At 31.6% G+C, this 26022-nt stretch carries 23 protein-coding genes and 1 tRNA gene; 13 read left to right on the forward strand and 11 right to left on the reverse strand.

Going from position 1 to position 26022, the window contains the following annotated elements:
- Positions 1-27: 27 nt before the first annotated feature.
- The 6 genes from lpxB to N3Z17_RS02615 form a co-directional block, all read right to left on the reverse strand.
- The gene (gene lpxB / locus N3Z17_RS02590) at positions 28-1209 is read right to left on the reverse strand and encodes a lipid-A-disaccharide synthase (RefSeq protein WP_282472452.1); all 1182 of its coding nucleotides are present in this window, start codon (positions 1207-1209) and stop codon (positions 28-30) included.
- Positions 1193-1465 carry an FAD assembly factor SdhE gene (locus tag N3Z17_RS02595; protein WP_282472453.1) on the reverse strand — a complete coding sequence of 91 codons (273 nt, stop codon included), beginning with the start codon at positions 1463-1465 and terminating at the stop codon, positions 1193-1195. Before N3Z17_RS02595 ends, lpxB begins: the two co-directional genes overlap by 17 nt.
- Entirely contained in the window at positions 1465-2970 is a 1506-nt protein-coding gene (metG, locus tag N3Z17_RS02600; protein WP_282472454.1) for a methionine--tRNA ligase, read from the reverse strand. The genes N3Z17_RS02595 and metG overlap by 1 nt, the downstream gene beginning before the upstream one ends.
- A gap of 17 nt (positions 2971-2987) precedes the next feature.
- Positions 2988-3986 carry a peptidoglycan DD-metalloendopeptidase family protein gene (locus N3Z17_RS02605; RefSeq protein ID WP_282472455.1) on the reverse strand — a complete coding sequence of 333 codons (999 nt, stop codon included), beginning with the start codon at positions 3984-3986 and terminating at the stop codon, positions 2988-2990.
- 15 nt (positions 3987-4001) lie between these two features.
- The gene (locus tag N3Z17_RS02610; RefSeq protein WP_282472456.1) at positions 4002-5363 is read right to left on the reverse strand and encodes a M23 family metallopeptidase; all 1362 of its coding nucleotides are present in this window, start codon (positions 5361-5363) and stop codon (positions 4002-4004) included.
- Positions 5364-5516: 153 nt separating this feature from the next.
- Positions 5517-7712, reverse strand: a complete 2196-nt coding sequence (locus tag N3Z17_RS02615; RefSeq protein ID WP_282472457.1) for a RelA/SpoT family protein — start codon at positions 7710-7712, stop codon at positions 5517-5519.
- Positions 7713-7814: 102 nt separating this feature from the next.
- Here N3Z17_RS02615 and thyX point away from each other — a divergent pair, with 102 nt between their 5' ends.
- The 4 genes from thyX (at position 7815) to zapE (ending at position 11607) form a co-directional block, all read left to right on the forward strand.
- Positions 7815-8756: an FAD-dependent thymidylate synthase gene (thyX, locus tag N3Z17_RS02620; RefSeq protein ID WP_282472458.1), complete on the forward strand. Its 942-nt coding sequence runs from the start codon at positions 7815-7817 to the stop codon at positions 8754-8756.
- A 101-nt stretch (positions 8757-8857) separates the two neighbouring features.
- On the forward strand, positions 8858-9796 hold the full coding sequence (gene fabD / locus N3Z17_RS02625; RefSeq protein WP_282472459.1) for an ACP S-malonyltransferase: 939 nt from the start codon (positions 8858-8860) through the stop codon (positions 9794-9796).
- Positions 9797-9805: 9 nt separating this feature from the next.
- Entirely contained in the window at positions 9806-10543 is a 738-nt protein-coding gene (fabG, locus tag N3Z17_RS02630) for a 3-oxoacyl-[acyl-carrier-protein] reductase (protein WP_282472460.1), read from the forward strand.
- On the forward strand, positions 10543-11607 hold the full coding sequence (zapE, locus tag N3Z17_RS02635) for a cell division protein ZapE (protein ID WP_282472461.1): 1065 nt from the start codon (positions 10543-10545) through the stop codon (positions 11605-11607). The genes fabG and zapE overlap by 1 nt, the downstream gene beginning before the upstream one ends.
- Before the next feature lie 159 nt (positions 11608-11766).
- Here zapE and N3Z17_RS02640 read toward each other — a convergent pair whose 3' ends face one another.
- Complete coding sequence (locus N3Z17_RS02640) at positions 11767-13056, reverse strand: flagellin (RefSeq protein WP_282472462.1); 1290 nt, start codon at positions 13054-13056, stop codon at positions 11767-11769.
- 323 nt (positions 13057-13379) lie between these two features.
- On the opposite strand from N3Z17_RS02640, the gene mutS reads away from it, so the two are divergent.
- The 4 genes from mutS to N3Z17_RS02660 all read left to right on the forward strand — a co-directional run bounded on the left by mutS (position 13380) and on the right by N3Z17_RS02660 (position 18447).
- Entirely contained in the window at positions 13380-15971 is a 2592-nt protein-coding gene (mutS, locus tag N3Z17_RS02645; RefSeq protein ID WP_282472463.1) for a DNA mismatch repair protein MutS, read from the forward strand.
- Positions 15972-16063: 92 nt separating this feature from the next.
- Positions 16064-17518, forward strand: coding sequence for an Asp-tRNA(Asn)/Glu-tRNA(Gln) amidotransferase subunit GatB (gatB, locus tag N3Z17_RS02650; RefSeq protein ID WP_282472464.1), 1455 nt, complete (start codon positions 16064-16066; stop codon positions 17516-17518).
- 2 nt (positions 17519-17520) lie between these two features.
- The gene (locus N3Z17_RS02655; RefSeq protein WP_282472465.1) at positions 17521-18189 is read left to right on the forward strand and encodes an MJ0042-type zinc finger domain-containing protein; all 669 of its coding nucleotides are present in this window, start codon (positions 17521-17523) and stop codon (positions 18187-18189) included.
- Between the two features lie 167 nt (positions 18190-18356).
- Positions 18357-18447 (forward strand) — tRNA-Ser (locus tag N3Z17_RS02660).
- 259 nt (positions 18448-18706) lie between these two features.
- Here N3Z17_RS02660 and N3Z17_RS02665 read toward each other — a convergent pair.
- Together N3Z17_RS02665 and N3Z17_RS02670 are read right to left on the reverse strand one after the other, a co-directional pair.
- Entirely contained in the window at positions 18707-19273 is a 567-nt protein-coding gene (locus N3Z17_RS02665) for an alpha-ketoglutarate-dependent dioxygenase AlkB (RefSeq protein ID WP_282472466.1), read from the reverse strand.
- Positions 19270-20013, reverse strand: a complete 744-nt coding sequence (locus N3Z17_RS02670; protein ID WP_282472467.1) for a class I SAM-dependent methyltransferase — start codon at positions 20011-20013, stop codon at positions 19270-19272. Before N3Z17_RS02670 ends, N3Z17_RS02665 begins: the two co-directional genes overlap by 4 nt.
- A 173-nt stretch (positions 20014-20186) precedes the next feature.
- On the opposite strand from N3Z17_RS02670, the gene N3Z17_RS02675 reads away from it, so the two are divergent.
- Genes N3Z17_RS02675 through N3Z17_RS02685 form a run of 3 tightly spaced genes read left to right on the forward strand, consistent with a single transcriptional unit; the run spans position 20187 to position 21407 of the window.
- Complete coding sequence (locus N3Z17_RS02675; protein WP_282472468.1) at positions 20187-20603, forward strand: MFS transporter; 417 nt, start codon at positions 20187-20189, stop codon at positions 20601-20603.
- 8 nt (positions 20604-20611) lie between these two features.
- The gene (locus N3Z17_RS02680; protein WP_282472623.1) at positions 20612-21211 is read left to right on the forward strand and encodes an MFS transporter; all 600 of its coding nucleotides are present in this window, start codon (positions 20612-20614) and stop codon (positions 21209-21211) included.
- Positions 21186-21407 carry a hypothetical protein gene (locus N3Z17_RS02685; protein WP_282472469.1) on the forward strand — a complete coding sequence of 74 codons (222 nt, stop codon included), beginning with the start codon at positions 21186-21188 and terminating at the stop codon, positions 21405-21407. Before N3Z17_RS02680 ends, N3Z17_RS02685 begins: the two co-directional genes overlap by 26 nt.
- A gap of 35 nt (positions 21408-21442) precedes the next feature.
- On the opposite strand, the gene N3Z17_RS02690 is transcribed toward N3Z17_RS02685, so the two are convergent.
- Both N3Z17_RS02690 and N3Z17_RS02695 read right to left on the reverse strand, forming a co-directional pair.
- Positions 21443-22339: an aminoglycoside phosphotransferase family protein gene (locus tag N3Z17_RS02690; RefSeq protein WP_282472624.1), complete on the reverse strand. Its 897-nt coding sequence runs from the start codon at positions 22337-22339 to the stop codon at positions 21443-21445.
- Positions 22339-22677: a tRNA-binding protein gene (locus N3Z17_RS02695; protein ID WP_282472470.1), complete on the reverse strand. Its 339-nt coding sequence runs from the start codon at positions 22675-22677 to the stop codon at positions 22339-22341. Before N3Z17_RS02695 ends, N3Z17_RS02690 begins: the two co-directional genes overlap by 1 nt.
- Before the next feature lie 225 nt (positions 22678-22902).
- On the opposite strand from N3Z17_RS02695, the gene priA reads away from it, so the two are divergent.
- Together priA and N3Z17_RS02705 are read left to right on the forward strand one after the other, a co-directional pair.
- On the forward strand, positions 22903-24900 hold the full coding sequence (priA, locus tag N3Z17_RS02700) for a replication restart helicase PriA (protein ID WP_282472471.1): 1998 nt from the start codon (positions 22903-22905) through the stop codon (positions 24898-24900).
- Between the two features lie 33 nt (positions 24901-24933).
- Positions 24934-25980, forward strand: coding sequence for a hypothetical protein (locus N3Z17_RS02705; protein ID WP_282472472.1), 1047 nt, complete (start codon positions 24934-24936; stop codon positions 25978-25980).
- Positions 25981-26022 lie beyond the last annotated feature (42 nt).

Raw genomic sequence — 26022 nt, forward strand, 5'->3', positions numbered from 1 at the left:
AAATACAATATTGCAAAAAAACCTTATTTATTTATTTTTGCTCACCAAAACATCTTCTAAATGGCTTAATATAACCTCAGATGCTTTTTGTCTCTCTGTTTTTGATGAGTCAAATTTTGTTAAAAATAACTCTATGTCCTTCAATTGTTGCGTTACTTTTTCTTTATTATTAATAAATATCTCTGATTCTAATAGTAAGTTTCGTACATTAAAATTATCTTGCAGTAACTCTGGAATAATACTTTTATTCATTACTATATTACAAATTGTGACGTAGCTAATTTGAAGCTTTTTTTTAATTAGATAAGCCGTAAATCTATTCATTTTATAAAAAACAATAATCGGTATTTTTTTTGTAGTAGATTCTAAAACACTTGTTCCAGATTTACATAAAATTAAATCACTTATATTAATTAAATTATTTTTGTCCTTGTCATTTTTGCAAATTATTAAGTTATCGTGGTTTAAATACCTTTTAATTTGTTTTTCCAAATGTCCCAATGTAGGTATTATAAAAAATATATTTTTATATTTTTTATAAAGTTTATCCATATATTCACGCAAAACAGGAAGGTGATATTTTAGCTCATTTTTTCTACTTCCTGGGATTATGGTGATAATTTTTTTACCAATTAATCCATATTCTTTCCGTATATCACCCTTATTAATCTGACCATAATCACTACCACTTTCAATTGTAGGATTACCCACATAACTGCACTTCAAACCAACCTTATCAAAATATTTTTTTTCAAAAGGAAAAATCACTAACATATGATTAAATAGCTCAGCACATTTTTGCGCACGTTCTGGTTTATAAGCCCATACTGTTGGTGCTACGTAATGAATAATTGCTATATCTAGGCTTAAAATTTTTTTTACCAATTTTGCCAGTAGAAAATTAAACCCTGGTGAATCAACAGTTATGATTAAGTCTGGCCTTAATTTTTTAATATATAGGATAGTTTGAAATAACCTAAAAAAAATTTTAAATATTTTTGGTATAATTTCTAAATAACCCATAATTGACAATTCTTTGCTGGGGAAAATGCTTTTTATGCCTCCTTCGCTAATCATTCTTTCACCAGCTATTCCATAAAATTCAAATTTATAGTTAGGTATTTTTTTTAAATCTCTCATTAAATTAGCCGCTAAAATATCCCCAGATGCCTCTCCTACTGAGATAAATAATTTATAATGATTGATCATATTTTTTCTTGTTAAAAGATATAATACTGTTCAAAAGTTTAGTATCATACCGCTTAGGAGGGATGTTTTTTTCTATTACCCAATTATAAATATCATTATCAGGAGCCTCAAGCAATTCTTCATATTGCTTAACTGACTTAGATTCTAAATCCATTAAAAATTTTTTAGCAAAGCTACCCAAAATTATGTCTAACTCTTTACATCCTCTATGTGTACTCTGATATAATAATTTCTTTTTTAAATGATCAAAATCCATTAATTTTTCTCTATTTCAATCTTTTTGAAAAAAATCTCTGGTTCATTTAAAACTGTCCCAGGATTAATGCAATGCGATTTTGAAACAGCATCAAAACTTCTTTGCTTAATTTTAAAATAGTCAAGTATATTCTCTGCAGTATGTGGAATAAACGGTTGAAGCAGCAAAGCAATAATTCTTATAACCTCTGATATAACATATAATACAGTACACATTCTTTTAAAATCAGTTGTTTTTAACTTCCAAGGAGCCTCTTCATCTATAAATACATTTGCATTGTTTGATAATACAATAATTACTTCCAACATTTGTTTTAAAGATTGCTCATCTAGATAATTTCTTATTTTAAAAATTGCACCATAAGCATCAGTTAATAATTTACTATCCTTTTCATTAAATTCATCTGGTGTTGGAATTTTTTGTTCACAATTTTTATATATCAAATTCACTGTTCTAAAAATTAAGTTACCAATCTTGTTCACTAATTCAGAATTTATTTTTTCAATAAAACTATCCTCTGAAAAATTTCCATCATTTCCGAAGGTTATTTCTCTTATTAAATAATACCTAAAATAATCTAGACCATATTTTTCAATAATATTATAAGGATCAATAACATTACCTAAAGATTTTGATATTTTCTCACCGTTATTGGTCCACCAACCATGTGCAAAAATTCTTTTTGGAATTGGTAAATCTGCAGCCATAAGAAATGCCGGCCAATATACCGTATGGAACCTCAATATATCCTTACCAACAACATGTAAATTTGCTGGCCAAAATGATGCTTTATTTTCATTTAATGCAGAAATATAATTAAATAATGCATCAAGCCAGACATATATAACATGATTTTCATCATTTGGAACTTTTATTCCCCATTTAAATGATGTTCTTGAAACAGAAAGATCTTTGAGTCCAGATTTTACAAAAGAAATGACTTCATTTTTTCTGCTTTCTGGATGTATGAAATCTGGATTATCTTTATAAAAATTCAGCAATTTTTGTTGAAAAGATTCTAATCTAAAAAAGTAACTTGATTCTTCTATCCATTCTACTGGAGCTCCTGAAGGAGCATTACCATTTACCAATTCAGATTCTAAAAAATAAGCTTCATCTCTAATAGAATACCAACCTGAATATTTACCTAAATAAATTTGATTATTATTGATTAATTTTTGCCATACACTTTGCACAAAATTTTTATGCCTATTTTCCGTTGTTCTAATAAAATCATCATTAGATAAATTTAGGTCCTTTGTTAGGTTAATAAAATTTTGAGCAATTTTATCAACATATTCCTGAGTTTGAATTGAATATTTTTGCGCAGATTTTTCGACTTTTTGCCCATGCTCATCAGTGCCAGTTAAGAATTTAACGTCATACCCATCCAATCTTTTGAATCTTGCTATTACATCAGATACAATATTAGTATAAGCGTGCCCTATATGTGGTTTATCATTAACATAGTAAATAGGCGTTGTTATATAGAATTTTTTTTGCATTAAATGTAATTTATGCTTTATTCGTCAGGGTTAATAGTACGATTACCCTTTTTTATTGAAAATTGCAGCTGAGGCCCATCTAAATTTGCTGAATTACCAACTGTAGCAATTTGAATTCCCTTATTTACTATCTGGCCCTTTTTAACCAAAAATTTATCTAAGTTAGAATAAGCAGTCATATAGCCATTGTTATGCTTAAGTATAATCAAATTCCCGTATCCTTGCTGATTACCTAAATATGCCACTTCACCTCTTGAGGCTGCTTTAACTGGCTCACCTATTTCTGCAGCAATATTAATTCCTTCGTTAAACTTACCATTATGATCTCCATAAGTTTTTATTACACGACCATTTATAGGCCACATAAAGTCTTCTGAATTAATAGGGTAATGATTCTTGAAAAACTTATTTATTTTTTCTGCTTTCGGAGCTACAAGGTAACTATCCTTCGCCGTTAATGCATTCAAATTACTATCTTGCTTTTTGTTTCCATCAACTTGATTATTATTTTGTACTTCCTCAACATTTTCTTCATCATGAACTTTTGATGAATCAAAGTTAACATGCTTATATCCATCATGCTCTACAAATCCACTACCTGATTCAGAAATTACTATATAATCTCCAGCAAATATCTCTGAATCAACAGACAAACCATTTTTTTCAGCAAGTAAATTAAGATCAACATCATTAACCCTTGCTATACTTTCAAGGGTGTCATTTAATTTTATTAGATAATAATTGCCTATAGGAATCTTTATAATTGTTCCAGGCTTAATATTATCATATGAATCTAATGAATTTAATCGCTTAATTTCCTTAATTGGTACGTGATATTCCTGAGCCATTTCACTGACAGATTGAACTGTTTGACTCTTCACAAAGCGATATTTTTCTTTTTTTCCAAAATAAATTGATTGGTTATTTTCTATAATAGCAGTAGTATCAACCGAACTACATCCTGCTAGAAAACACACAAGAGAAAATCCAAGAAAATTACCAAATCCAGTTTTCATTTTATCCTATTACTTCTAATTATGATTATTTTTTGCTAACATAATTTTATTTTCTTTATGCAATGTACCATCTATTTTCTTTTTTTGATTATTAAAGGCAACTAATTTTTGTCCTTCAAGAGGGTTAGAAATCAAAGGTTTTACTTGTATAGGATTTATTGGTTTACCATATTTCCTAATTTCATAATGCAGATGAGCGCCGGTTGAACTACCAGTACTACCAACATATCCAATCACCTGTCCTTGTTTTACAGCCATGCCTCTTTTTATTCCAGGCTTAAATCTGCTCATATGGGCATATAAAGTTGAGTATTGATTATTATGCTTTATTGCTAAATATTTACCATATCCCGCTCCATATCTCACAACTTGAACCACACCATTACCAGCTGCTAAAATAGGTGTTCCTGTTTTTGCAGCATAGTCGACCCCCTTATGTAATTTATTGCATTTTGCAATATGGTGGAACCTAATTCCAAACCCTGAAGAAATACGAGCTCGATTAATAGGTTTACTTAGCATTGCACTTTTTAAATTCCTTCCATCAGCGTAATAATAGCTAATATTGCCTTTATTATCTTTATATTGGTACACTTCATATTTCTTATTGTTGATGGATAAATATGCATAAAGTATATTTCCATCACTAACTTTTTTACCTTCTAAAGTTTCGTTATAATTAAATAGTATCTTAAATTCGCTATCATTTTTAACATCTCTTTTAAAGTTAACCTCATTACTTAACATTTTAATATATTCCATAATAATTCCAGGAGATGCACCCTGAGATAACGCACTATTATACAGACCATCTTTAGCATATCCCTTTACTAACTTGGATTTGCTATTAATGGTTTGTTTAAGAAGCTTTAAATCGTAATTATTTTTACTTTCATTATAAACCCCTTCAATAATTTTATTATCAATATGAATGGTTATATTATATGGCAAATAACCTACCTTGATTTTACTACCATCTTTAGAACTAAATAAGAATTTTATTTCCTGCCCAACACTTATACTCAGAACATTGTATAATTCATTAATTTGTTTTGATATAGAATAGGTATCAGATGAGTTAAATCCAACTTCAGATAATATCTTTATCATACTATCTCCTTTTTGCACAATGTGCACATACTCATTGCTTAAGAATTGTGAACTGGATATAGTTTCAGTCTCATCTTCCGATTCTTCTTCCGTATCTCCACTATAATCAGTTTGGTTAAATGGAACATCAGCACTTATAGATTTTATGGTACCAGAAGAATCATTTTTAATGCTAAAAATAAAACTTACAACAATATAAAAAATCGCAAAGCCGAATAAAAAAAAGTTAATTCTCTCAAGTCTCATTAAACCTAAAAAATAGCGCATTGAACCAGTTTATTTGATGAGTAGTATTATAAGCATACAATTTAGAAATTTTCAAGAATTAATGTCAAAATCCATTAACACAATTCTAAATAATTTCCCTCACATTAGCTTTTCATGAGCTCTACAAACTATATTTAATTTCCTATAGTATTTTTAATTTTGCATATATCTTGCCAATGAATGTAGCAATTTTAAACTATTTAATTGTGCCATTAAATTTTTAAGTTGATTTATATCTGTTACCTCAATAATTACTGAGCATTCAAAAAAGTCCTCAAATTTGTTTGTAGTGGTGACATTAATCATATTGATCTTCAAATCAAATATACAATTAACTACCTCTCTCAAACTACCTATCTTATTTGATATAAGTAAAATAAGTTTAGAATGATAAAATTTGTCATTTGAATATTTCCAATTAAAATGGCTTATTTGGTAATCACGCTCGTAATAAGTTTTAATTTTATTGCAATTTGCCCTATGAATACCATACCCTTTATCTTTATCTAAAAATTCAATTGCTTCTTCTCCATTCACAGGATAACAGCAATCAGCAAAGTGTAAATTTATGTCTTTTTTTACTACATTACTTAGGCTATACTTATAGCTCCTTTGTATTTTTCTTTTCAAATTGATGAAAAATTTAATTATATTATAACTCCTTTTTAGATCGGGATAAGAGGCCTTGACTATATCCTTTATCTCAAGTTTATCTTGACCTATTAATAAAAAAAGCTCATTTAAATCTCGACATTTTATCAACCCATTAGTTGGTATTATTATTTTGGATTTATCAAATTTAATATTATGTCTATCAAGATAATTTCTATAATTTGCCTTTCCAACTTCAATAAATCGAGTTTTTTGAATATCATTAATATATTTCTTCAATTGCGTCTTTGCTTTGCCAGTATTCAAAATCTCTAACCACAATTCTGAGGCCTTATTTTTTTTAGCGCAAATAATTTCTATCTGATCTCCATTTTCCAATTCATATATAATGGGTACAGTTTCTTTATTAACAATTGCACCAACGCATTTAAGTCCTACATCAGAGTTTATATAAAATGCAAAATCCAAAGCTGTTGCACCTTTAGGTAGAACTACTAATCCACCTTTTGGAGTAAAGCAATATACTTGATGATAATGTATTTCTAATCTGGAATACTCCAATACTTCATTTGGGCTATTAGAATCCTTTACTATAGATAACATCTCACTAATCCATGCGAAACGTTCCTCTTTTTCATTATCATTAAGCTGTAGTTGTTTATATTGCCAATGAGCCGCAACACCAAATTCAGCAATCTTATGCATTTCCTTGGTCCTTATCTGAATTTCAATTCTATAATTCTGAGGACCTATAATAATCGAATGCAATGACTTATAACCGTTGATTTTGGGAGTACTTATATAATCTTTGAATCCACCATGTACCATATGATAATTACTATGAATGGCACATAATGCTGCATAACAATTTTTATCATTCTCAACTATTATTCTAAATGCAAAAACATCTGATAAATTTTCAAATGATAATTTTTTATTTTGAATTTTTCTCCAAATTGAGCATAGCTTTTTCTCTCTGCCCGTTATATCAACAAGACCAATATCGGGGTCAGCTAAAATACCTTTTAGCTCATTAATAATTTCCTGTACTAAACTTTTACCATCCTTTCTAATAAAATTTAATTGACGTTCTATATTCAATTTATCCCTAGGATAAAGTTCTGCAAAAGCTAAATCTTGTAGTTCATTTTTAAAACTATGAATACCAATTCTTTCAGCTAAAGCAGAATGAATATCCATAGTTTCGGTAGCAATTTTCCTTCTTTTATTTGCGTCTTTAATGCAATGAAGAGTTCTCATATTATGTAATCTATCTGCAAGTTTTACTATTAGCACTCTAATATCTTTCGAAACAGCACATATGAGATTTCTATAATCTTCAACTTCCTTTTCTTCTGAATTTAAAACAACATTCCTTGATTCTATAGTTGTAAGCTTAGATATGCCCTGAACCATACTTGCTATTTTTTCATCAAAACTATTTTTTATTTCATTATACGTTAGTGAAGTATCCTCAATAGTATCATGTAAAAGAGCAGTAACAATTGTTGCTGTATCCATATTTAAATCAGCCACTATCTTTGCAACCTCTAAAGGATGTGTTATATATGGCTCATTAGATGCTCTATATTGTCCTTCATGAGCTTTATATGCAATTTTGAAAGCTTTGTTAACAGCGACTGTATCAATGCTAGAATTGTCTTTTATTTTATTAAGCAATTCATTAAAGGAAACTCGCACTTCTTCACTCCAGACTTTTCTTACCACTCCGCTCATTTTGGTTTAATTAATTTTATTTTCATTTATAATGTAAAAAGGAATCTAATTTTAAATAGATTTTATTTTTTAAATCAAGCTTAAAAAAATAAAAACAGAGTTATGGAATCAAAAATTAATGACAAAAAAGAGATTAAGAATTTACAAGAGCAAAAATTTACTACAAAAAGAGCTACCGTCGAACAATTAGAGGAAATATTATACGAGCCAATTAAAGTTCTCGATCATGGATTTATAAGAGTAGTTGACTATATGGGAGATGATTCTGCAATAGTCCAAGCAGCAAGAGTCTCATATGGTAAAGGAACAAAGATGCTAAGCCAAGATAAAGGCCTGATAAATTACTTAATGAGACACTATCATACTACTCCCTTTGAAATGTGTGAAATAAAATTGCATGTTAAGTTGCCAATATTCATAGCTAGACAGTGGATAAGGCATAGAACAGCAAATGTTAACGAATATTCGGCTAGATATTCAATTTTAGATAAAGAATTTTATCTACCTGACCCTCAAAATATTGAAATCCAGTCGCAATCAAATAAACAAGGACGAGAAGGTACATTAGATCCAAGTCAAGCGCAAAGAGTTTTAGATATAATTAGGGATGACTCTTTAAGATGCTACGATAATTACATGGAACTATTGAATTTAAATGAAAAAACTGGGGAAATAAATGATCCGAATAAAGAAGGTATAGCCAGAGAATTAGCTAGGATGAATTTAACATTGAATTATTATACACAGTGGTACTGGAAAATAGATTTGAACAATTTGTTGCACTTTTTAAGATTAAGAGCTGATTCGCATGCACAGTATGAAATTAGGGAATATTCTAACGTAATTCTTGATATAGTTTCAAAATGGGTGCCGCTTACGTATGAAGCATTTATAAATTATAGAAAAGACTCTATTAATCTCTCAAAAACAGCAGTAGAAACTATAAAGAGGATGCTAAAAGGTGAAAAATTATCTCAAGAAAGTAGTGGAATGTCTAAAAGAGAGTGGTCTGAATTTTGCGATGCGTTCTTAAATCAAAAATAAACTGCTACCCTTTTTGATGCATGTCAATATCCAAAAAAATATGGAATAATCTACTAAATTAATCTAGTATGTGTTTTTTTTAATTATGCTTACGTTAAATCATGAAGGTAGCTTTTTTATTTCCAGGACAAGGTTCTCAATTTATAGGAATGGGCAAGGAATTATATGAAAATTTCAACGAAGCAAAAGAAGTTTTTGAAACTGTAAATGATGCTTTAAACCAAAAATTGACCAAAATTATTTTTGATGGCGATGACGAAGATTTAAAAATTACAAGTAATACTCAACCTGCAATTATGGCAACCTCAGTTGCAGTTTTCAGGGTTCTCAGTTCACTTTCAAATAAAAATATCACAGAATTATGCTCTATCTCTGCAGGTCATTCTCTTGGAGAATATAGTGCTCTATGTATTGCAGAAACACTAAAATTAAGTGATACAGCAAAAATATTGAGAGCAAGAGGAAATGCAATGCAAAAAGCAGTACCTGCTGGAGAGGGAGCTATGTATGCATTGATTGGTGGAGACGAAGTTGCAGCAGAAAAAATTTGTTCAATATTATCGAAAAACGGTATTTGTGAAATTGCCAATGACAATGGTGGGGGGCAGATAATACTTAGTGGTAGCAAACAGGCCTTTGAAAAAATCAATGATTTAGCAAAAGATTTTGGCATTAGAAAGGCAATACCTCTTCCAGTGAGCGCTCCTTTTCATTGCAGCTTAATGAAGGAAGCAACCTCGATTATGAAAGAGGTACTGGAAGAATATCATTTTCAACCTCCAAAAATTGATATAATTGCAAATTACTCTGCAACACTTTATAAGTTAGACAGTAATATAAGGGATTCATTAGTAAAGCAAATTGAAGGCAAAGTTAGGTGGCGTGAAACAATTGCTAAAATGTATCAGGAAAAAGGGGTTAGAAAATTTGTTGAAATTGGACCTGGAAAAGTTTTATCAAATCTTATCAAACGAGATTATCCAGATGTAGAGATTCATAGTATTGAATCGCCATCGGACATTGAAAATTATTTAAAATAGGAGGAGTGAATGTTTAATTTAACAGGTAAGCTTGCTTTAGTTACTGGTGCAACAGGGGGTATTGGGCAGTCTATTGTGAAAGCATTAGCAAATCAGGGAGCTAAAGTTATCATGGTTGGCAGAAATGAAGAAAAATTGCAAAATTTAAAGCAGGAATTGAGTGATAAAGTATATTCACTTATTTGTGATTTTAATGATGATTCACAAATTAATTCTTTAATTGAAAATGCAGAAAAACAATTTGGTAATATCGATATTTTAGTATGTAATGCCGGCATTACAAAAGATAATTTGGCACTTAGAATCAAAGATGAAGACTGGGACATAGTCATTCAAATGAACCTAACCTCAACTTTTAAATTAAACAGAGCAGCTATTAAATCTATGATGAAAAGAAGGTACGGCAGAATTATTAACATTTCATCTGTGATTGGCTTAAGTGGAAATGCCGGTCAGTCTAATTATGCCGCAAGTAAAGCTGGGATAATTGCAATGTCAAAATCAATTGCAAAAGAGGTTGCATCCAGAGGTATAACAATCAATTGCGTTGCTCCAGGCTATATTGATACCCCTATGACAGAAGTTTTAGGTGAGGATATAAAAAATTCTATAATTGCACATATTCCTACAGGTAGGATTGGAACACCTCAAGACGTGGCAAATGCAGTTTTATTCCTTGCATCTGATGAAAGCTCATACGTCACTGGTCATACCCTAAGCGTTAACGGTGGAATGTTAATGCAATAATGCTACAAGATGTTTATGAAAAATATATCTCAGCTAATGGGTATAAAAAAGATGCCAGTCAATTAGCATTAATTAATTTACTTGCTGATTATAGCTCCCAAATCGAAGATTCAGAAAATTTAATCAGCAGGCTATTTAACAGAAAAAAATCCAAAAAACATGGTGTTTATTTATGGGGGAAAGTTGGGAGAGGAAAAACTTTCATCCTCAATATGTTCTATAATAATCTAAAAATTAATAATAAATTCAGGCAACATTTTCACGAATTTATATTGGATTGCCATGAAAAAATAAACAATCTAAATCAGCAAAAAAATGTTGATGATAAAGTCGCTAGAATTGCCAAAGATATTTCACAAAAATTTAAAATTCTATATTTAGATGAGTTTCAAATAAATAATATTGCAGATGCAATGCTACTATCAAAAATTTTCACAGAATTAATTGCCAGTGGCACTTATATATTTTTCACATCAAATTCCAGGCCTGAAGAAATTTATAAACATGGGCTTAAAAGAGAATACATATACCCCTTCATTGAGTTAATTAAGGAAAAAATTGAGATTTTTAATCTAGATGCCGAGGTAGATTTCAGAATGGAAAAACTAAAGGAATTTAAATTATTCATGCATCCTTATAATCAACAAAAATTTCAATCACTAATTGATAATTTCCTCGATGTTAAGGATTATATACAAACAAAAATTCAAATATCAGAAAATAGATATTTATACATCAACAGAAGTGCTGGCAAAATTGCAAGATTTACATTTAATGAATTATGCGTAGAAAATTTAGGGTCAAGTGATTATATAGCTTTATGTAAGCATTTTACCATATTAATAATCGAAAATATTCCGCAGTTAAAATTTGATAATCACAATGAAGCATTAAGATTTATTACTTTGATCGATTGCATGTATGATAATAAAATTATTGGCATCTTTTCTGCAGAAACCGAATTAGATATGCTATATATTGGAAAAATCCACAGAGCTGAATTTGATAGAACCATTTCCAGGATATATGAAATGCAATCAAACAAATACCTAAATATAGCATAATTCAGATAAGCATTAACATCGTCATTCTCCGCTCATCACTCCTTGTCACTACATATCTGATTCAAGCTATATAAGAAGAAAAATAAGCAAAAAAAATATAAAAAAGAACTGCCTTACAGAAGGCAGTTCTAATAATCTTAGATAGATATCTGTGTGATATTATATAGATTGAATCAATTGTAATAAATGATGTGGAGTTTGAATCAATTTAGCTTCAGCCGCAATCGCTGCAGTCAATTTAGCTTGCTCTTGAGAGAAGTCTTTTGTTAATTGTGTAAAGTCTGCATCCAAGAATTGAGCTCTAGCAGCATCAACGTTTTCAATTGCTGTTGAAATACTATCCGCAACCATTCTAAACCTAGACTGATAAGCACCGATTTTAGAGTTATACTCAAACATAATTTCTAGTGTTTTATCAATTTGCGCTTGTGCATCTTCAGCACTTTGAACTGAAGTTAATTCAATTTTATCAATACCAAGATCCGCTGTTTTAACACTATCAAATCCAATAGAAATTCTTTGATCTGATTCTACACCAACTTGGAACACAATAGGATTTCCTGCTGGTTTGGTACCTTCAAAATCAACAACTTTACTACCTTGTGTAATTGTTGTTGTTGCTGGTTTAGCACCAGCAGCACTATGTGCTATCGCGATATTTGTACCACCCACTACAGTAATTGCTTTGATCCCAGCCAAATTATCAACAGTGAAATAACTTTTTGTGCCATCTACGGATTCAATTTTTTTGCTAGTTTTATCAACTTGATATATAGCCTTCCCTGATGTATCTAGAATATAATCACCTTTTTTGGTAGCACCTGAACCTGATGAAGCAGCAGTAGCATCGTCGGCGTAATTAGTAGTAGCAACAAGGTCAAATGCACCAGTAGCTGAAGTATATTTTAAAATTTGATTTCCGGTAGAATCAACAATTCCTGATTTATCAATACCAGTACCAGTATTATTATTAACAACTTTCAACTGCATGCCTTCAGCAACATTGAAAGTAGCGCCATTTTCAGTTGAGCCATCGATTAATTTTCTACCGTTGAATTCTGTTCCTGTTGATATACGGTTGATCTCAGCTTTCAACTGTTGCGCTTCAAGGTCAATCAATTTTCTATCGCTGTCACTAGCACTACCTGTTAAAGCCATGATTGATAATTGATCAAGCCGTTTTAAAATATTTACCACACCCTTTGTTCCACCGTAAGCAATGTTGAGTACAACTGATGCTTGGTGAGCACTTTTAAGAGCTTCTTTTTGTACTCCTAGATTTATTTCCAATTTTGTACCAATCGCAAGACCTGCTGGATCTTCGTATGGAAATAGAATTCCTTCTCCAGAAGATATCTTGTTGGCAATTGTAGAAGAATTTTCTAGAATTCTGCTGATCTGATCTTGTACACCAGCTGTTTGCGTATTAGTAATTGATGGTATAGACATTGTCTTTCTCCAATTTAAAGTTTATTAAAACGAGACTGCTGTCAATAAATGATTTATCCCACGTTAGAAAAAGTTGGCCATTATTAAGTTGCTCTAAAAACAGAGCTTTGATGAACCCCTTTAACACACTACTCAAGATAAATTACGACTTCTGTCGTTACACTTCTTATCCAAAACGTTAACACGTTAAGAAGTATTTGCAAGTATTTATTTTAGGTAGTATGTGAATATGTAAAATTTTATCGCCAAATTAAAAAAAGAATTATGCTTTTAATATTTCTATTTATATTGTAAAAAATACTTATTTAGCTTTGTTAAGAATAATGAATAAACAAGAGGAGATATCCTTCAGCAATCTGTCTGAGTTAGCAATAACACCTATGATGAAGCAATATTTAGGTTTAAAATCTGCACATAAGGATTATTTATTGTTCTATAGACTTGGAGATTTTTATGAATTATTTTTTGATGATGCGCTGATTGCTTCAAAGGCACTGAATATAGTGCTGACAAAAAGGGGGAAGCAAAGTGGAGACGATATACCAATGTGCGGTGTTCCACACCACAGCGCTACTCACTATATAAATAAACTACTAAGGGATGGTTATAGCATTGCTATTTGTGAGCAGCTTGAGCCTCCAGAAGAGGCAAAAAAAAGGGGATATAAAGAGGTAGTTAGAAGAGAAGTTGTTCAGATTATCACCCCTGGAACGTTGATGGATGATCAATTGTTGGACCCTAAAAATGCTAATTATTTGATGTCAATTGCAGGGCATAATAATTCATTTGCAATTTCGTGGATTGAACTAACTACAGGTGAATTTTATGTTTCTAATTGTAGTAAAACGCAAATTATCAATGAAATATCAAGGCTTACTCCTAAAGAAATTTTAATTCCTAAAAAATTAAGTGATGACCAAAGCATATTAAATTCAAAAGTCGCACTTACTGTTAGAAGTGACAATATATATGATTATAAAAGTTGCGTTAGTAGACTTGAAGATTATTATAAGATTAATTCTATCAAAGGGTTAGGAGATTTTAATCAAGCGCAGGTGATGGCTGCAGGTTCTCTGGTTGAATATATAGTGCATACTCAGAAGAATAACTTACCCAAGTTAAAAGTTTTAAAAAAGCTGGATAGAGAATTTTTCATGGAAATTGATGCATCAACTAGGATGAGCCTCGAGCTTGATAAAACTGCTGAAAATAGAGAATTTAATTTACTAAATACAATTGATAAAACCATAACATCAGCAGGGGCAAGGCTAATAAAAAATAGATTGAACTCACCTCTTAATAATTCAGCAGTTATAAATAAAAGGCTAGATTGCGTAGAATTTTTTTGTAATAAAAATGACCTCAGAAAGCAAACTAGAGAGTATCTAAGATACTTTCCAGATGTTCAAAGGGCATTATCAAAAATATTTATCAATAAAGCAATACCTAGAGATTTAAATGTTGTTAAGAATGGTTTAAAAATTGCAACTATGGTCAGCGAATTGCTGAGAATTAAGGATACAAAATTAATTGATGAGATAAATTCTCTCGTTTCTCAAATTTTTGGATATGGCAAGTTGGTAACTGAATTAGAAGAAGCTCTAATTCCCAGTGAAGAACCTATAGATGGACAAAGTTTTATAAAAAAGGGTTACAACTCATACCTGGATGAGCTGTATGATTTAAAGAATAATTCCAACGAAAAAATTATTAGTATAAGGGAAAAGTATAGAAAAAAAACTGGTGTACAAAATTTGAAGATATCTAAGAATAATATTTTTGGCTATTTTGTTGAAGTAACCAGTTTAAATGCAGATAAATTAGATGGTGCTTTTTTTATTCATAAGCAGACACTAGGAAATTATGTGAGATATTTTACAACCGAATTGAAGGATTTGCAAAACGTCCTGCTTAATTGTGATAATAAAATTAGTAATTTGGAGCAGGAAATTTTTAATAAACTATGTGATAGCGCCAAAAACTATTTTGATGAGATTAGCTTAGTTATAGATAGTATTTCTAACCTTGATTTTTATAGTTCTCTAGCGGAATTTGCTGTGCAAAATAATTATGTTAGACCCATTGTAGATGGCAGTGATACATTTCTGATTGAGGAAGGTAGGCATCCGATTGTGGAACATTTTCAAAAAGAAAATTTTATTTCAAATACTTCAAATATAACAGAAGAAGAAAAAATATGGCTTATTACTGGGCCTAATATGGCTGGTAAAAGCACTTTTTTAAGGCAGAATGCTTTAATTTGTATTCTTGCACAAATTGGCAGTTACGTACCTGCTAAAAAGGTGCATATTGGTGTTGTTGATAAAATATTTAGTAGGATAGGTGCCGCTGATAACATTGCCAAGGGTGAGTCTACTTTTATGGTAGAAATGACCGAAACAGCATATATTATCAATAATGCTACTGCAAAATCATTAGTTATTCTTGATGAAATTGGCAGAGGAACCTCAACTCATGATGGGATATCAATAGCTTGGGCTGTGCTTGAACATTTGCACAACAAGATCAATTGTAGAACTTTATTTGCAACGCATTATCATGAATTAACTCAGTTAAATAAGTATCTCAGTAAAGTTGCTAACTATACTATGGAAGTTAAAGAATGGAATAAAAAAATTGTATTTTTGCATAAAATAATTTCTGGCGTGGCAGATAGTTCATATGGCATTCATGTTGCAGAATTAGCAGGATTACCTAAGGATGTGATAAGTACTGCCAAAAAGATATTATGTAATTTCGAGAAACAGGATGCAATTGAGGTTCAAAATTCTTATCAAGAAGATAATAACGTTGAAAAAAATGAGGTTCTAATAATGCTTAAGAATATTGATATTAACAATATTTCTCCAATGCAAGCGCAACAAATTTTATTTGAATTAAAAAATAAGGCGTAGTTTTTAAAATTATTTATTCGTGTACTAGTAAAATAGTGTAGCTTGTGGTACAAAATTACAGTAAAATTATTATGTACTTCTAGATATTATAAATGATTATTCAAGGAATTAAATGTGAATGGGAGCTCGTTATAGGCTTAGAAATTCATGCACAATTGAGTTCAAACAGTAAATTATTCTCTAGTGCTTCAACTGGTTTTGGTGAGGAGAATAACGAGCAAGTATCATTTATTGACTCAGCAATGCCAGGTATGTTGCCAGTAACAAATGAAAAGTGTGTAGAGTTGGCTGTAAGAGCAGGTCTTGCACTTGATGCTAAGATCAATGAGTTCTCTATGTTCGATAGGAAAAATTATTTTTACCCTGATTCTCCTCAAGGCTACCAAATTTCTCAGTTTTTTTACCCAATAGTATCCGATGGTAGTATTGAAATTACGACAAAAGAAGGGAAGCAAAAAACAATTATTATAAATCGTATTCACATTGAGCAAGATGCCGGAAAAAGCATTCATGACCAAAGTCCTACTGAAACTTTTATTGACTTAAATAGAGTGGGAGTTCCCTTAATTGAAATAGTCACAAATCCAGATTTTCAAGACCCTGATGAAGTTGAGCAATTCATGAAAAAATTGCGAAATATATTAAGGTATATTGATGTCTGTGACGGAGATTTAGAAAAAGGTTCAATGCGATGTGATGCCAATGTTTCAGTTATGAAAAAAGGAGCCAATGAGCTAGGAACAAGGGTTGAAATAAAAAATCTGAACTCCTTCAAAAACATTGGCAAGGCTATAATGTATGAGGCAAATAGACAGGTAGAATTACTGGAAGATGAACAAAAAATTGTTCAGGAAACTAGATTATTTGATGTTAATTTGGGTCAAACAAAGTCTATGAGAAAAAAGGAAGAGGCTAATGATTATAGGTATTTTCCTGATCCAGATTTATTACCACTGAAAATTTCTTCAGAGTATATCAATAATATTAGAAATAACCTTCCTGAATTACCAGAAGATAAGAAGAAGAGGTATATCAAAGAATATGGTATCACTGAATATGATTCTGAAGTATTAACTGCGGACAAAAACGTTGCAGAATTTTTTGAAAAAATTGCTAAAAAAATTGAACCTAAGCTTGCTGCAAATTGGATTTGTGCTGAGCTTTTTGGTAGATTAAATAAAGTAGGTATGGAGTTTAGTAATTTATCCATTAGTTCTGAAGATTTCACTTCTTTGCTGGAGCTAATTGCTTCTAATAAAATTTCAGGCAAGATAGCAAAAGAAGTGCTTGATAAAATGTTTGACACTAATGAAGCGCCAGAAAAGATAGTCGAAAAATACAATCTATCTCAAATTTCTAATATTGGTGAAATTGAAAAATATATCGATGACATTATCAGTGCTAATCCTGAAAAGGTTGAGGAGTATAGGTCAGGGAAGGATAAATTATTTGGTTTTTTCGTCGGGGAAATAATGAAAGTGAGTAAAGGTAAGGCTAATCCTCAAAGCGTTAATGAAATATTAATAAAAAAGTTACAATCCAATTGAAAATGATAATTCAATGTAAAAATTGTGATACGAGGTTTAGAGTTAGTGAATCTGAAATTGGTAATCACGGAAGAATGGTTTGTTGTTCTGTATGCGAATATGAATGGTTACATATATCTAATGAGGAAAATGTTAGGTTAGGTGAAGGCAATGAGCCAATAATTACTCAAATCGCCAGTAAAAATATTAAAAAATATATAGCTTCTATAATTTACTCACTTATTGTTTTTATTGCTTTATCTTTATTCCTATATGTTGAGAGAGAGTTTTTAGTTGATCAGCATGCTTTTTTTGAAATTTTTTATAAATTATTTGATTATCATAATGCTGAAGGTCTAAAAATAGAACTTTCTAGGCCAATTAAAGAAGAATATGGAGATGATAATTTTAACAGGCAAGTTAGGTATAAAATACCAATCAAAATCATTAATGATTCTGATAAAACAAAATTTGTGCAAACAGTAAAAATAATAGGTTATGACGAAAATAATAGAATACTAAATATGTCAACCAATCTTAGGAAGGATATTCCGCCTCATTCTGAATTTAATGTGTCAATATGTCCAGACGAAGAAATTGGGGAGTTGGATTTTATTTTTGTGAGGATAGGAAATATTCACGATTTAAAAAATTTTCACCACAATCATGAACATAAGGAATCAAAGAAATAGATTTAATTGGGCATAATATCTATACTTAATCATAATCAATATTTATTTGACGCAATAATCAAAATGTTCGCAAAGTGTTACGTTTAAACGTTAAATGTAGCATTCAAGCGCACTTTTTTATTGCTATTTTTACTAAAAAAAACTAGATTATATCCAATAAACCTCAAGGAGAGATGGCCGAGTGGCTGAAGGCGCTTCCCTGCTAAGGAAGTATACGATTTTTTCGTATCGAGGGTTCGAATCCCTCTTTCTCCGCCAGATTTTGTTGAGCTGAATTTTCTCAGGTTATTTCGTTCGCATTATGTATACTTCAAAACCCCAGTATTCATAGGCTTTAACTCGTTTTAGTCACGCAACATATGCATACGTAGAGAATCACAAAATCATCGATTTTTACCTAAAATCTCCAATTTTAAGCGATTGGTATTACTCTCCGTTTCTGCATTACATGCGAACGAACGACCAGAAGGCTTACATGTCCAGAACCTAAAGCTTCAGTACATTCGACACGTTGATTTTATAAAATTATTTTACGAAAGGTAAGCGAGATACGTCTTTGACGCTTTAACCCATTATCACTTTTCCTTGCAGCAATTCCATGTTTCCACTTATATCTCGCATCGCCTTTAAGAATTAATAAGCTTGCAGGCCTCAGATAAATATGTTCCTTGAGGTTACCATTAGTCAGTTCCATCACACACCACGATGCGAGACTTAATGAACAAATGGTATCTGCAAAACACGGTACGCAATCTATATGGGAAGCAATACCCTGGCCAGGCATATATTCATTGATTATAACTTGATCTGGTTTGTCTATAAATATCGATTCTGAATATAGCTTATAGCATAATTCATCTATCCAATAAGGCATTTTCCCAAGATAATTCGATGAACCTATAGATCTGGCTGTATAATCATATTTGTAACCATAATGCTGCGTTCTGCGTTTTAGATCTAAATTCCACTCCTGAGTATCAATCAGTTTTAGCAATTTCTCTTCGTACGCTGAAGAAATATAGTTTGAGATATATGTCAACCCAGGAATATTAATCTCTTCATTAAACAAACATTGCTGATTCATATTCGAAACTCATAAGTTGCAAATTTAGAATAATCATCAATCCCAATTTCTTCTTGATGAGTCATTGTATGTTCATATTCTGGATAATCTTTGGGATTAAACTTGTATTTTGTCGGCTGGCTTATTCCTAATTCTTCAGCTAACTCATCAAAACGAAACGTATTGTTATAAAAATCAGAATCAACAACAGTTATTAAAACCACTCCATCTTTTTTTAAAATATACGAAGCAGATATTATAAATTTTTTCACTAAAACATAATTTGCATTGATGCCATTAATGCCTTCTCTACTACCGGAGTGCGGGAATTGAAAAATCACTGTATCAAAAGTATTGGAGTAAAAATGTTTGTGCAATTCTGTTGCATCTAATCCATGCAAAACTTTTATTCCAGCTTGTTTCAATAACTTAGCATTAAATTGAGCATACTCAGACAATTCTGAATAATCTTCATATGTAGAAGTGATAAAGTTAGGTAATAACCGTAATTTCTTTACCAAGCTAATAGTAAAGCTTAAATTTCCTTCTCCTACTAAAAGTGTCTTACTTTTTTTTATTTTAGATATAACATCATATTTAGTTATGCTCTTATAAAGCATGTAAAGCTCGTGATCCAAAGTTCCTAATTCTTTTGTTTGTCCATAGTAACCTTGCTCTATTAGCTTTAAATTAAGGTCAAATACTTTTGCCCTTAATTCCAGTATTTTGAATGCACAAGGAAAATCTTCATTATGTATCATATACCTTCTTAATAAATATTATTTGAGATAATATCACTATAAACCGAGAGCACTAATACTAGGAAGCGCTAAAAAATAATTTTCTTCACTTTATTCGAATTTTATGTAAAATAACTTGATAGATAAATTAGTATTTACTATAATGGCGAAAGAATAGCCTGATATAGATCATTATGCTTTTTAATAGCATTTCAAAAAAATCGATCGATCTTTTTCTTTTAGGCACCATTATCCTTATGTTTATTGCCATGTGTGGCGAAGCGGATATATATGTTCCAGCTTTTCCCGAAATGGTGACGTATTTTTCGATATCGGAAGATAAAATTCAACTTATTTTAAGTCTCAATTTCGCCGGCTTGTGTTTAGCTAGTTTAATTTGCGGGCCTTTATCTGATGCCTTGGGACGAAGGAAAGTATTGTTAATCGGGCTGAGCGCTTTTTTTGTGAGCAGTCTGGGGTGTGTTTTTGCTCAAGATTTTACGAGCATGTTAGTTTGGCGTTTCATTCAAGGCATGTCAGCTTCTGTGCCGATGGTGGTGGCCACTGCCGTCTTTTTGGATAAGTATTCCTTGGATAAAGCGAGTAATTAATTGGGATTATCAATAGTGTTATTTCTGTTGCTATTGCAGGAGCCCCTATATTGGGTGCATGGCTAAGTAGTGCATTTCATTGGAGATTGAATTTTGTGATCATCACCATTTTGGTTTTTCTCTCATTAGTGGGCACTTGGCTTTTTATTGACAAATCCCTTCCAAAAGAAAAACGAACAAAATTAAATCTGGTTGGTGTTTTAAAAGGTTATGGTAAATTACTGACGAGTTTTGATTTTATGGGTTATACGGTTATTTCTTTATTGCCGTTTACGGGAATTGTAATTTATGTCTCGAATTTGTCTTTGATTTTTATTAATTATTTGGAGATTTCAACTAGAGAATTTGGTTTTTATCAAGCGCCTCCCATGGTTAGTTTTTTACTGTTTTCAGCTTTGAGTGCTAAGGTGATTGCTAAAAAAGGTGTGGATTATACTCGAAATTTAGGAGGGGGGGATTATTTTAACGGGCGGTACGAGTTTATTTTTGACGGCTCTTTATGCTCATACTTCTCCTCTTTAGATTTGTTTATCAATGGCTGTTTTTGCTGCAGGTGGCGCTTTAATCGTTGGTATTTTCGCGATGAAAGCATTAGAGCTGTTTCCTGATATGAAAGGCAGTGCATCTTCAATGAGTGCGGCCATTAGGCAGCTTCTGGCTTTTCTACTTGTTATTGCTTCTGAGTTAATGTTTGATGGCACTATTAAGCCGGTTGCCGTGCTGTTGTTCGCTTATATGAGTATTGCATTGATTTGGTATATAAAAATAGAAAGAACAAGACGCACTATGGTCAATATGACATAAGGGTACACACTCTAACTTTGATAACTTTTTAAACATTACGCTTGTGATCCCCCCGCCAAAACTTCATCCACAATACGCCAGTTACTGCTTTTTTCACCGGGAAATGCCCTGCATAAGGCTTTCCATAAGGCCCAGCCACGACCGCGAGCCCAAGTAGCGCTATCAAGCTTTAGTGCGGCACGAAACGCTTCTCTGCTTTTACCAGTTAATAAGGCCCAAGCGATTGCTAAATCGCACGCTGGATCACCAATGCCAAGTTGCCCAAAGTCAATCACAGCGTTTAACTGCCCATTGTTCACCAAGAGATTGCCTACAGCAATATCACCATGAATCCAAACTGGTGGTAGTTCCCAGGCGGAAGCAAGTGCCAAATCCCATACTTCTGTGATCGCTTTAGCATAACTTTTATCCTCCAAGTTTTCTATGGCTTCTCGAGTTTCTGCATCATAGATTGCAAGAGAGCCACCACGATAAAGATTATGCTCTCCTGCTAATGGTCCATCTGTCGCATCACATTGTTGTAGGGCATTTAAAAATTCCGCCAACGCTATGGCAAATTGGCTTAAATCTTTGATGCGTTCAATGGATGCAGTACTTCCCTCAAGCCATTTACAAATTGACCAATACAAGGGATATTCAGCTCCAGGTTGGCCCATCGCCAGTGGCACAGTAATTGGCAAAGGTAAGTGCGCTGCTAATTTAGGCAGCCAATGCTGCTCCTTTTCAACTTGCCATGAGTATTTAGCATGGCTTGGCAACCGAACGCTCATATGCTCGCCTAAATGAAAAGTTTTATTATCCCAACCGCCGAATTCGACTGGTTTGATCTCAAGATCAGCCCACTTTGGAAATTGTTCAGCAATAAGTCGCCGCACAAGCGGTACATCGAGAGGAATTTTATCGTGATCAAAAATCTGCATACAATAATCCATCAACACATCTTTTGTCCATTTTGAACCTTTGGATCAACAGTTATCAAGCAAATAGCGCCACGTTCATCAGAAAATCCCACAAGCAAAAATTGAGACTTAAAGCCGGCTATGTTTTTCTCACCTAGATTCACACAACCCACAATTTGCCTTCCCATCAAAGATTTGTGCGTATAGTGTATCGTCACTTGTGCCGATGTTTGCAAAATTCCAATCTCTGCACCAAAATCTGCCCATACTTTATAAGCAGGTTTTTTGGCTCTTGGAAATTCCTCTACTTTAATAATCGTGCCAGAGCATAAATCAACACGCTCAAATTCTTCATAACTTATTGTTGTCATTTATTACCTCTTTGATTATGCATAACAGCGTAACTACTATTCTCGAAAAAATCAATATCCGATAATAACGCTATTTCTTATCATCACCAATGGTAATAATTGCTAGCATTGTTATCGAAATCTGCTAAAATCGTGGTCGATGAAGTTGATATTCCCCACCCAATTTGGAGGTGGTTATTTTAATGGATGTCAACCTCCGCCATTTAACTTTATTTGTGATTAATGATGAATTCCAAAGTTAAAGTAGCTTATGTGATTTTAGCTTTGCCATTTAATCAAGAATTTTCGTATAAAATATCTGAACAACATAAACCTAAAATTGGCTCTATAGTTAAAGTAAATTTTAGAAAAAGAGAGCAAATTGGCATTGTAACAAATATAGAAAATGTTGATAAAAGCAATTTGGACTTTGAGTTAAAGGAAATTATTGCTGTATATGATTTACCTTTAGTTAATTCCAAATTATTAGATTTTGCAAAATGGGTAGCAAAATACAATGTCACTAACTACGGAAATATTATTAAAATGTTATTACTTAATAGGAATAATGTTGAGCATATTATAAAAGATGAAGATTATAAAAAATTTCAAAACGATGCAAAAAATTTTAGCAAGGTAGAACTTTCAGATACTCAAAATCAAGTAGTTAATGAGATTAACAAGGCTGGATTTTTAGACTTTTCAGCGCATTTGATTTTGGGAGCAACTGGTTCTGGTAAGACAGAAGTATATTTAGAAAATACCCAAAAAATCATTGATGATGGTGGTCAGGCTCTCATATTGCTTCCTGAAATATTGCTTGCGACTCAATTGATAAAAAGATTTAGAAATAGATTAAAAAATTGCGCTATTGCCGAATGGAACTCCTCATTAACACCGAAAAAAAAAGCTATTATATGGCGAGGAGTGCTAGATGGTAATATTGATATAGTAGTAGGCGCGAGAAGTGCTTTGTTTTTGCCATTTAAAAACCTAAAGCTTATTGTCATTGATGAAGAAAATGATAATTCTTTTAAGCAGGAAGAGGGTATAATTTATAACGCCAGAGATATGGCTATTATAAAAGCAAACATTGAAAAAATTCCCATTTTACTTTCAACTGCAACACCTTCTGCAGAGTCCTATCATAATACTATTTTAAATAAATATAGGATTCATAAATTACCTAATCGTTACACAGGAGTATCTTTACCTCAAGTACAAATAGTGGATTTGAAAAAAACAAAAAGACAGTTTAATGAATGGATTTCAACTGCGCTAAAAAATGAGATAATTCTTAGTCTAAAAAGAAAAAAACTAACAATGATTTTTTTAAATAGGCGCGGTTATTCTCCACTTACTATATGCAATAGTTGTGGAGAGAAATTTTCCTGCCCCAATTGTCAATTTTTTTTGGTGGAGCATAAAAAGAGAAATCAAATGCTATGCCATTATTGTGGATATATGCACGAAAAAATAATTAGGTGTAATAAATGTGATTCGGATGAAAAGTTAGTCACTTTAGGCCCTGGTATAGAAAAAATTGAGGAAGAAATTAACCATTTATTTCCTAACGCTAATGTAATAACCCTTACAAGTGATACAGTATCAGATTTTAAAAAAGCATCTCAAATAATCAAGGATATTGAAAGTAAGAAGTATGATATAATTTTAGGAACACAGATGCTAGCCAAGGGGCTGAATTTCCCTGATTTACATTTAGTTGGAGTTATCGACGCAGATATATCATTTGCTGGATGTGATTTGAGAATTTTAGAACGAACTTTTCAACTCTTATATCAGGTGGCTGGAAGAGCTGGGAGACAACACGATAAAGGTTTAGTATTAATTCAGACATATTTTGCTGACAATCCTTTGTTACATTACATTGAAAATTGGGACTATGAATCTTTTATTAATGATGAGCTAAAAAATAGAAAAGATACGTTCATGCCACCTTTTTCTAGGCTTATTATGATTAAGGGAAGTTGTTTAAGTGAACATGTGCTCCACTCTTTTATGCATCATATAGCGCAAAAAGCTCCTATTGATAAGCAAGTTGAAGTATTGGGGCCATCACCCGCTCCAATGTATAAGATTAGAAATAAATTTCGTTATAGAATTATTTTAAGAACTTCTAAACAAGTTAATATTCAAGATTATATACATAATTGGTTTAATCAATTTGTTATACCTACATCAATTAAACTAAAAGTCGATATTGACCCATATAATTTTTCGTAATAGCATTAACAATAAAATTTAGGTGAGTGTAAGATGGTTCATGTTAAGACTTTAGAAAAAGATTATGATGCGAGTTATAAATTAGACGGAGCAGAACATAAAATTTTTGATGCTGTGCCAAAAGCAATATGTGATCTTAAGCAAGCTTTTTTGGATAGAGTATCGGCTGGAGAAATAGATCAATTAGAAAGTGATACTCAAAAGGATTTAGAGAGGGATGAATTAGTTGTTTATGAAAATGGACAGGAGGTCGCTGTAATAAATAATATTGATCAGATAAAACAACTGGAATATCTAACTGGAGAGCAAAAAGATTTTATACTTATGCATTTTCAGCGTTTTGAGGCTTCATTGTCTATATACTTAAGAGGTGATTATGATGAATCCAAGGATTTTAATTTTGGTAAAACTCTTGGTAGGAATAGCTGTTATAACTCTTTAGCTATAGAAAGAGATGATGATGGTGAAGTGAAAAATGTAGTGTATAATAGAAAGAGGGTGTATGGATATGGAACAGATCAACAAATTATGGAAAGGTTGGAAAAGGAAGAAAATCTTGACCAAGTATATATGTCTGTTGAATCCAATATTACATCACTTAAAGCAGATAAAATGACGGCAGATACTACTTTGCCAAAATTTAAACTAACAGTTAGTGCTATTGATCATACTGGGTTAAATGGAGCAAAACTTATATTTCCGGAACCTAATGAGGGAAATGGTATTAACAAAACAGAACATCAATCATTAAAGTCTTTTTTAATTGATTGTTTTGTATCTAAAATAAAAAATAATATAGAAGATAAGAAAATTTCAGATTTATTTTTTGAAACTTTTTCTGTTCTTGCAACTGATACAAAATTGATTAATATCCTTAAGAATGAGTCTGTTAAGGTTGAGCGTGAGATTTTATTACAGAATGGAGAATTGAAGCCCATTGAAACAATAAAGCATTATTTAAATAAGTTGATGGAATTGATTTTTGGAGCGGAACAATTTTTAAGCTCAGAACAGCACTCTAAAATTCATTCTTTTGTTAATAATATATCAAATAAAAGTACTACTTCTAAAGTTAGATAACTGATTAGTGTGAAAACATTTTGAAATTTCCTGTTAAACTAT

The sequence above is a fragment of the Candidatus Bandiella numerosa genome, from assembly GCF_029981845.1.
GTDB lineage: Bacteria > Pseudomonadota > Alphaproteobacteria > Rickettsiales > Midichloriaceae > Aquirickettsia > Aquirickettsia numerosa.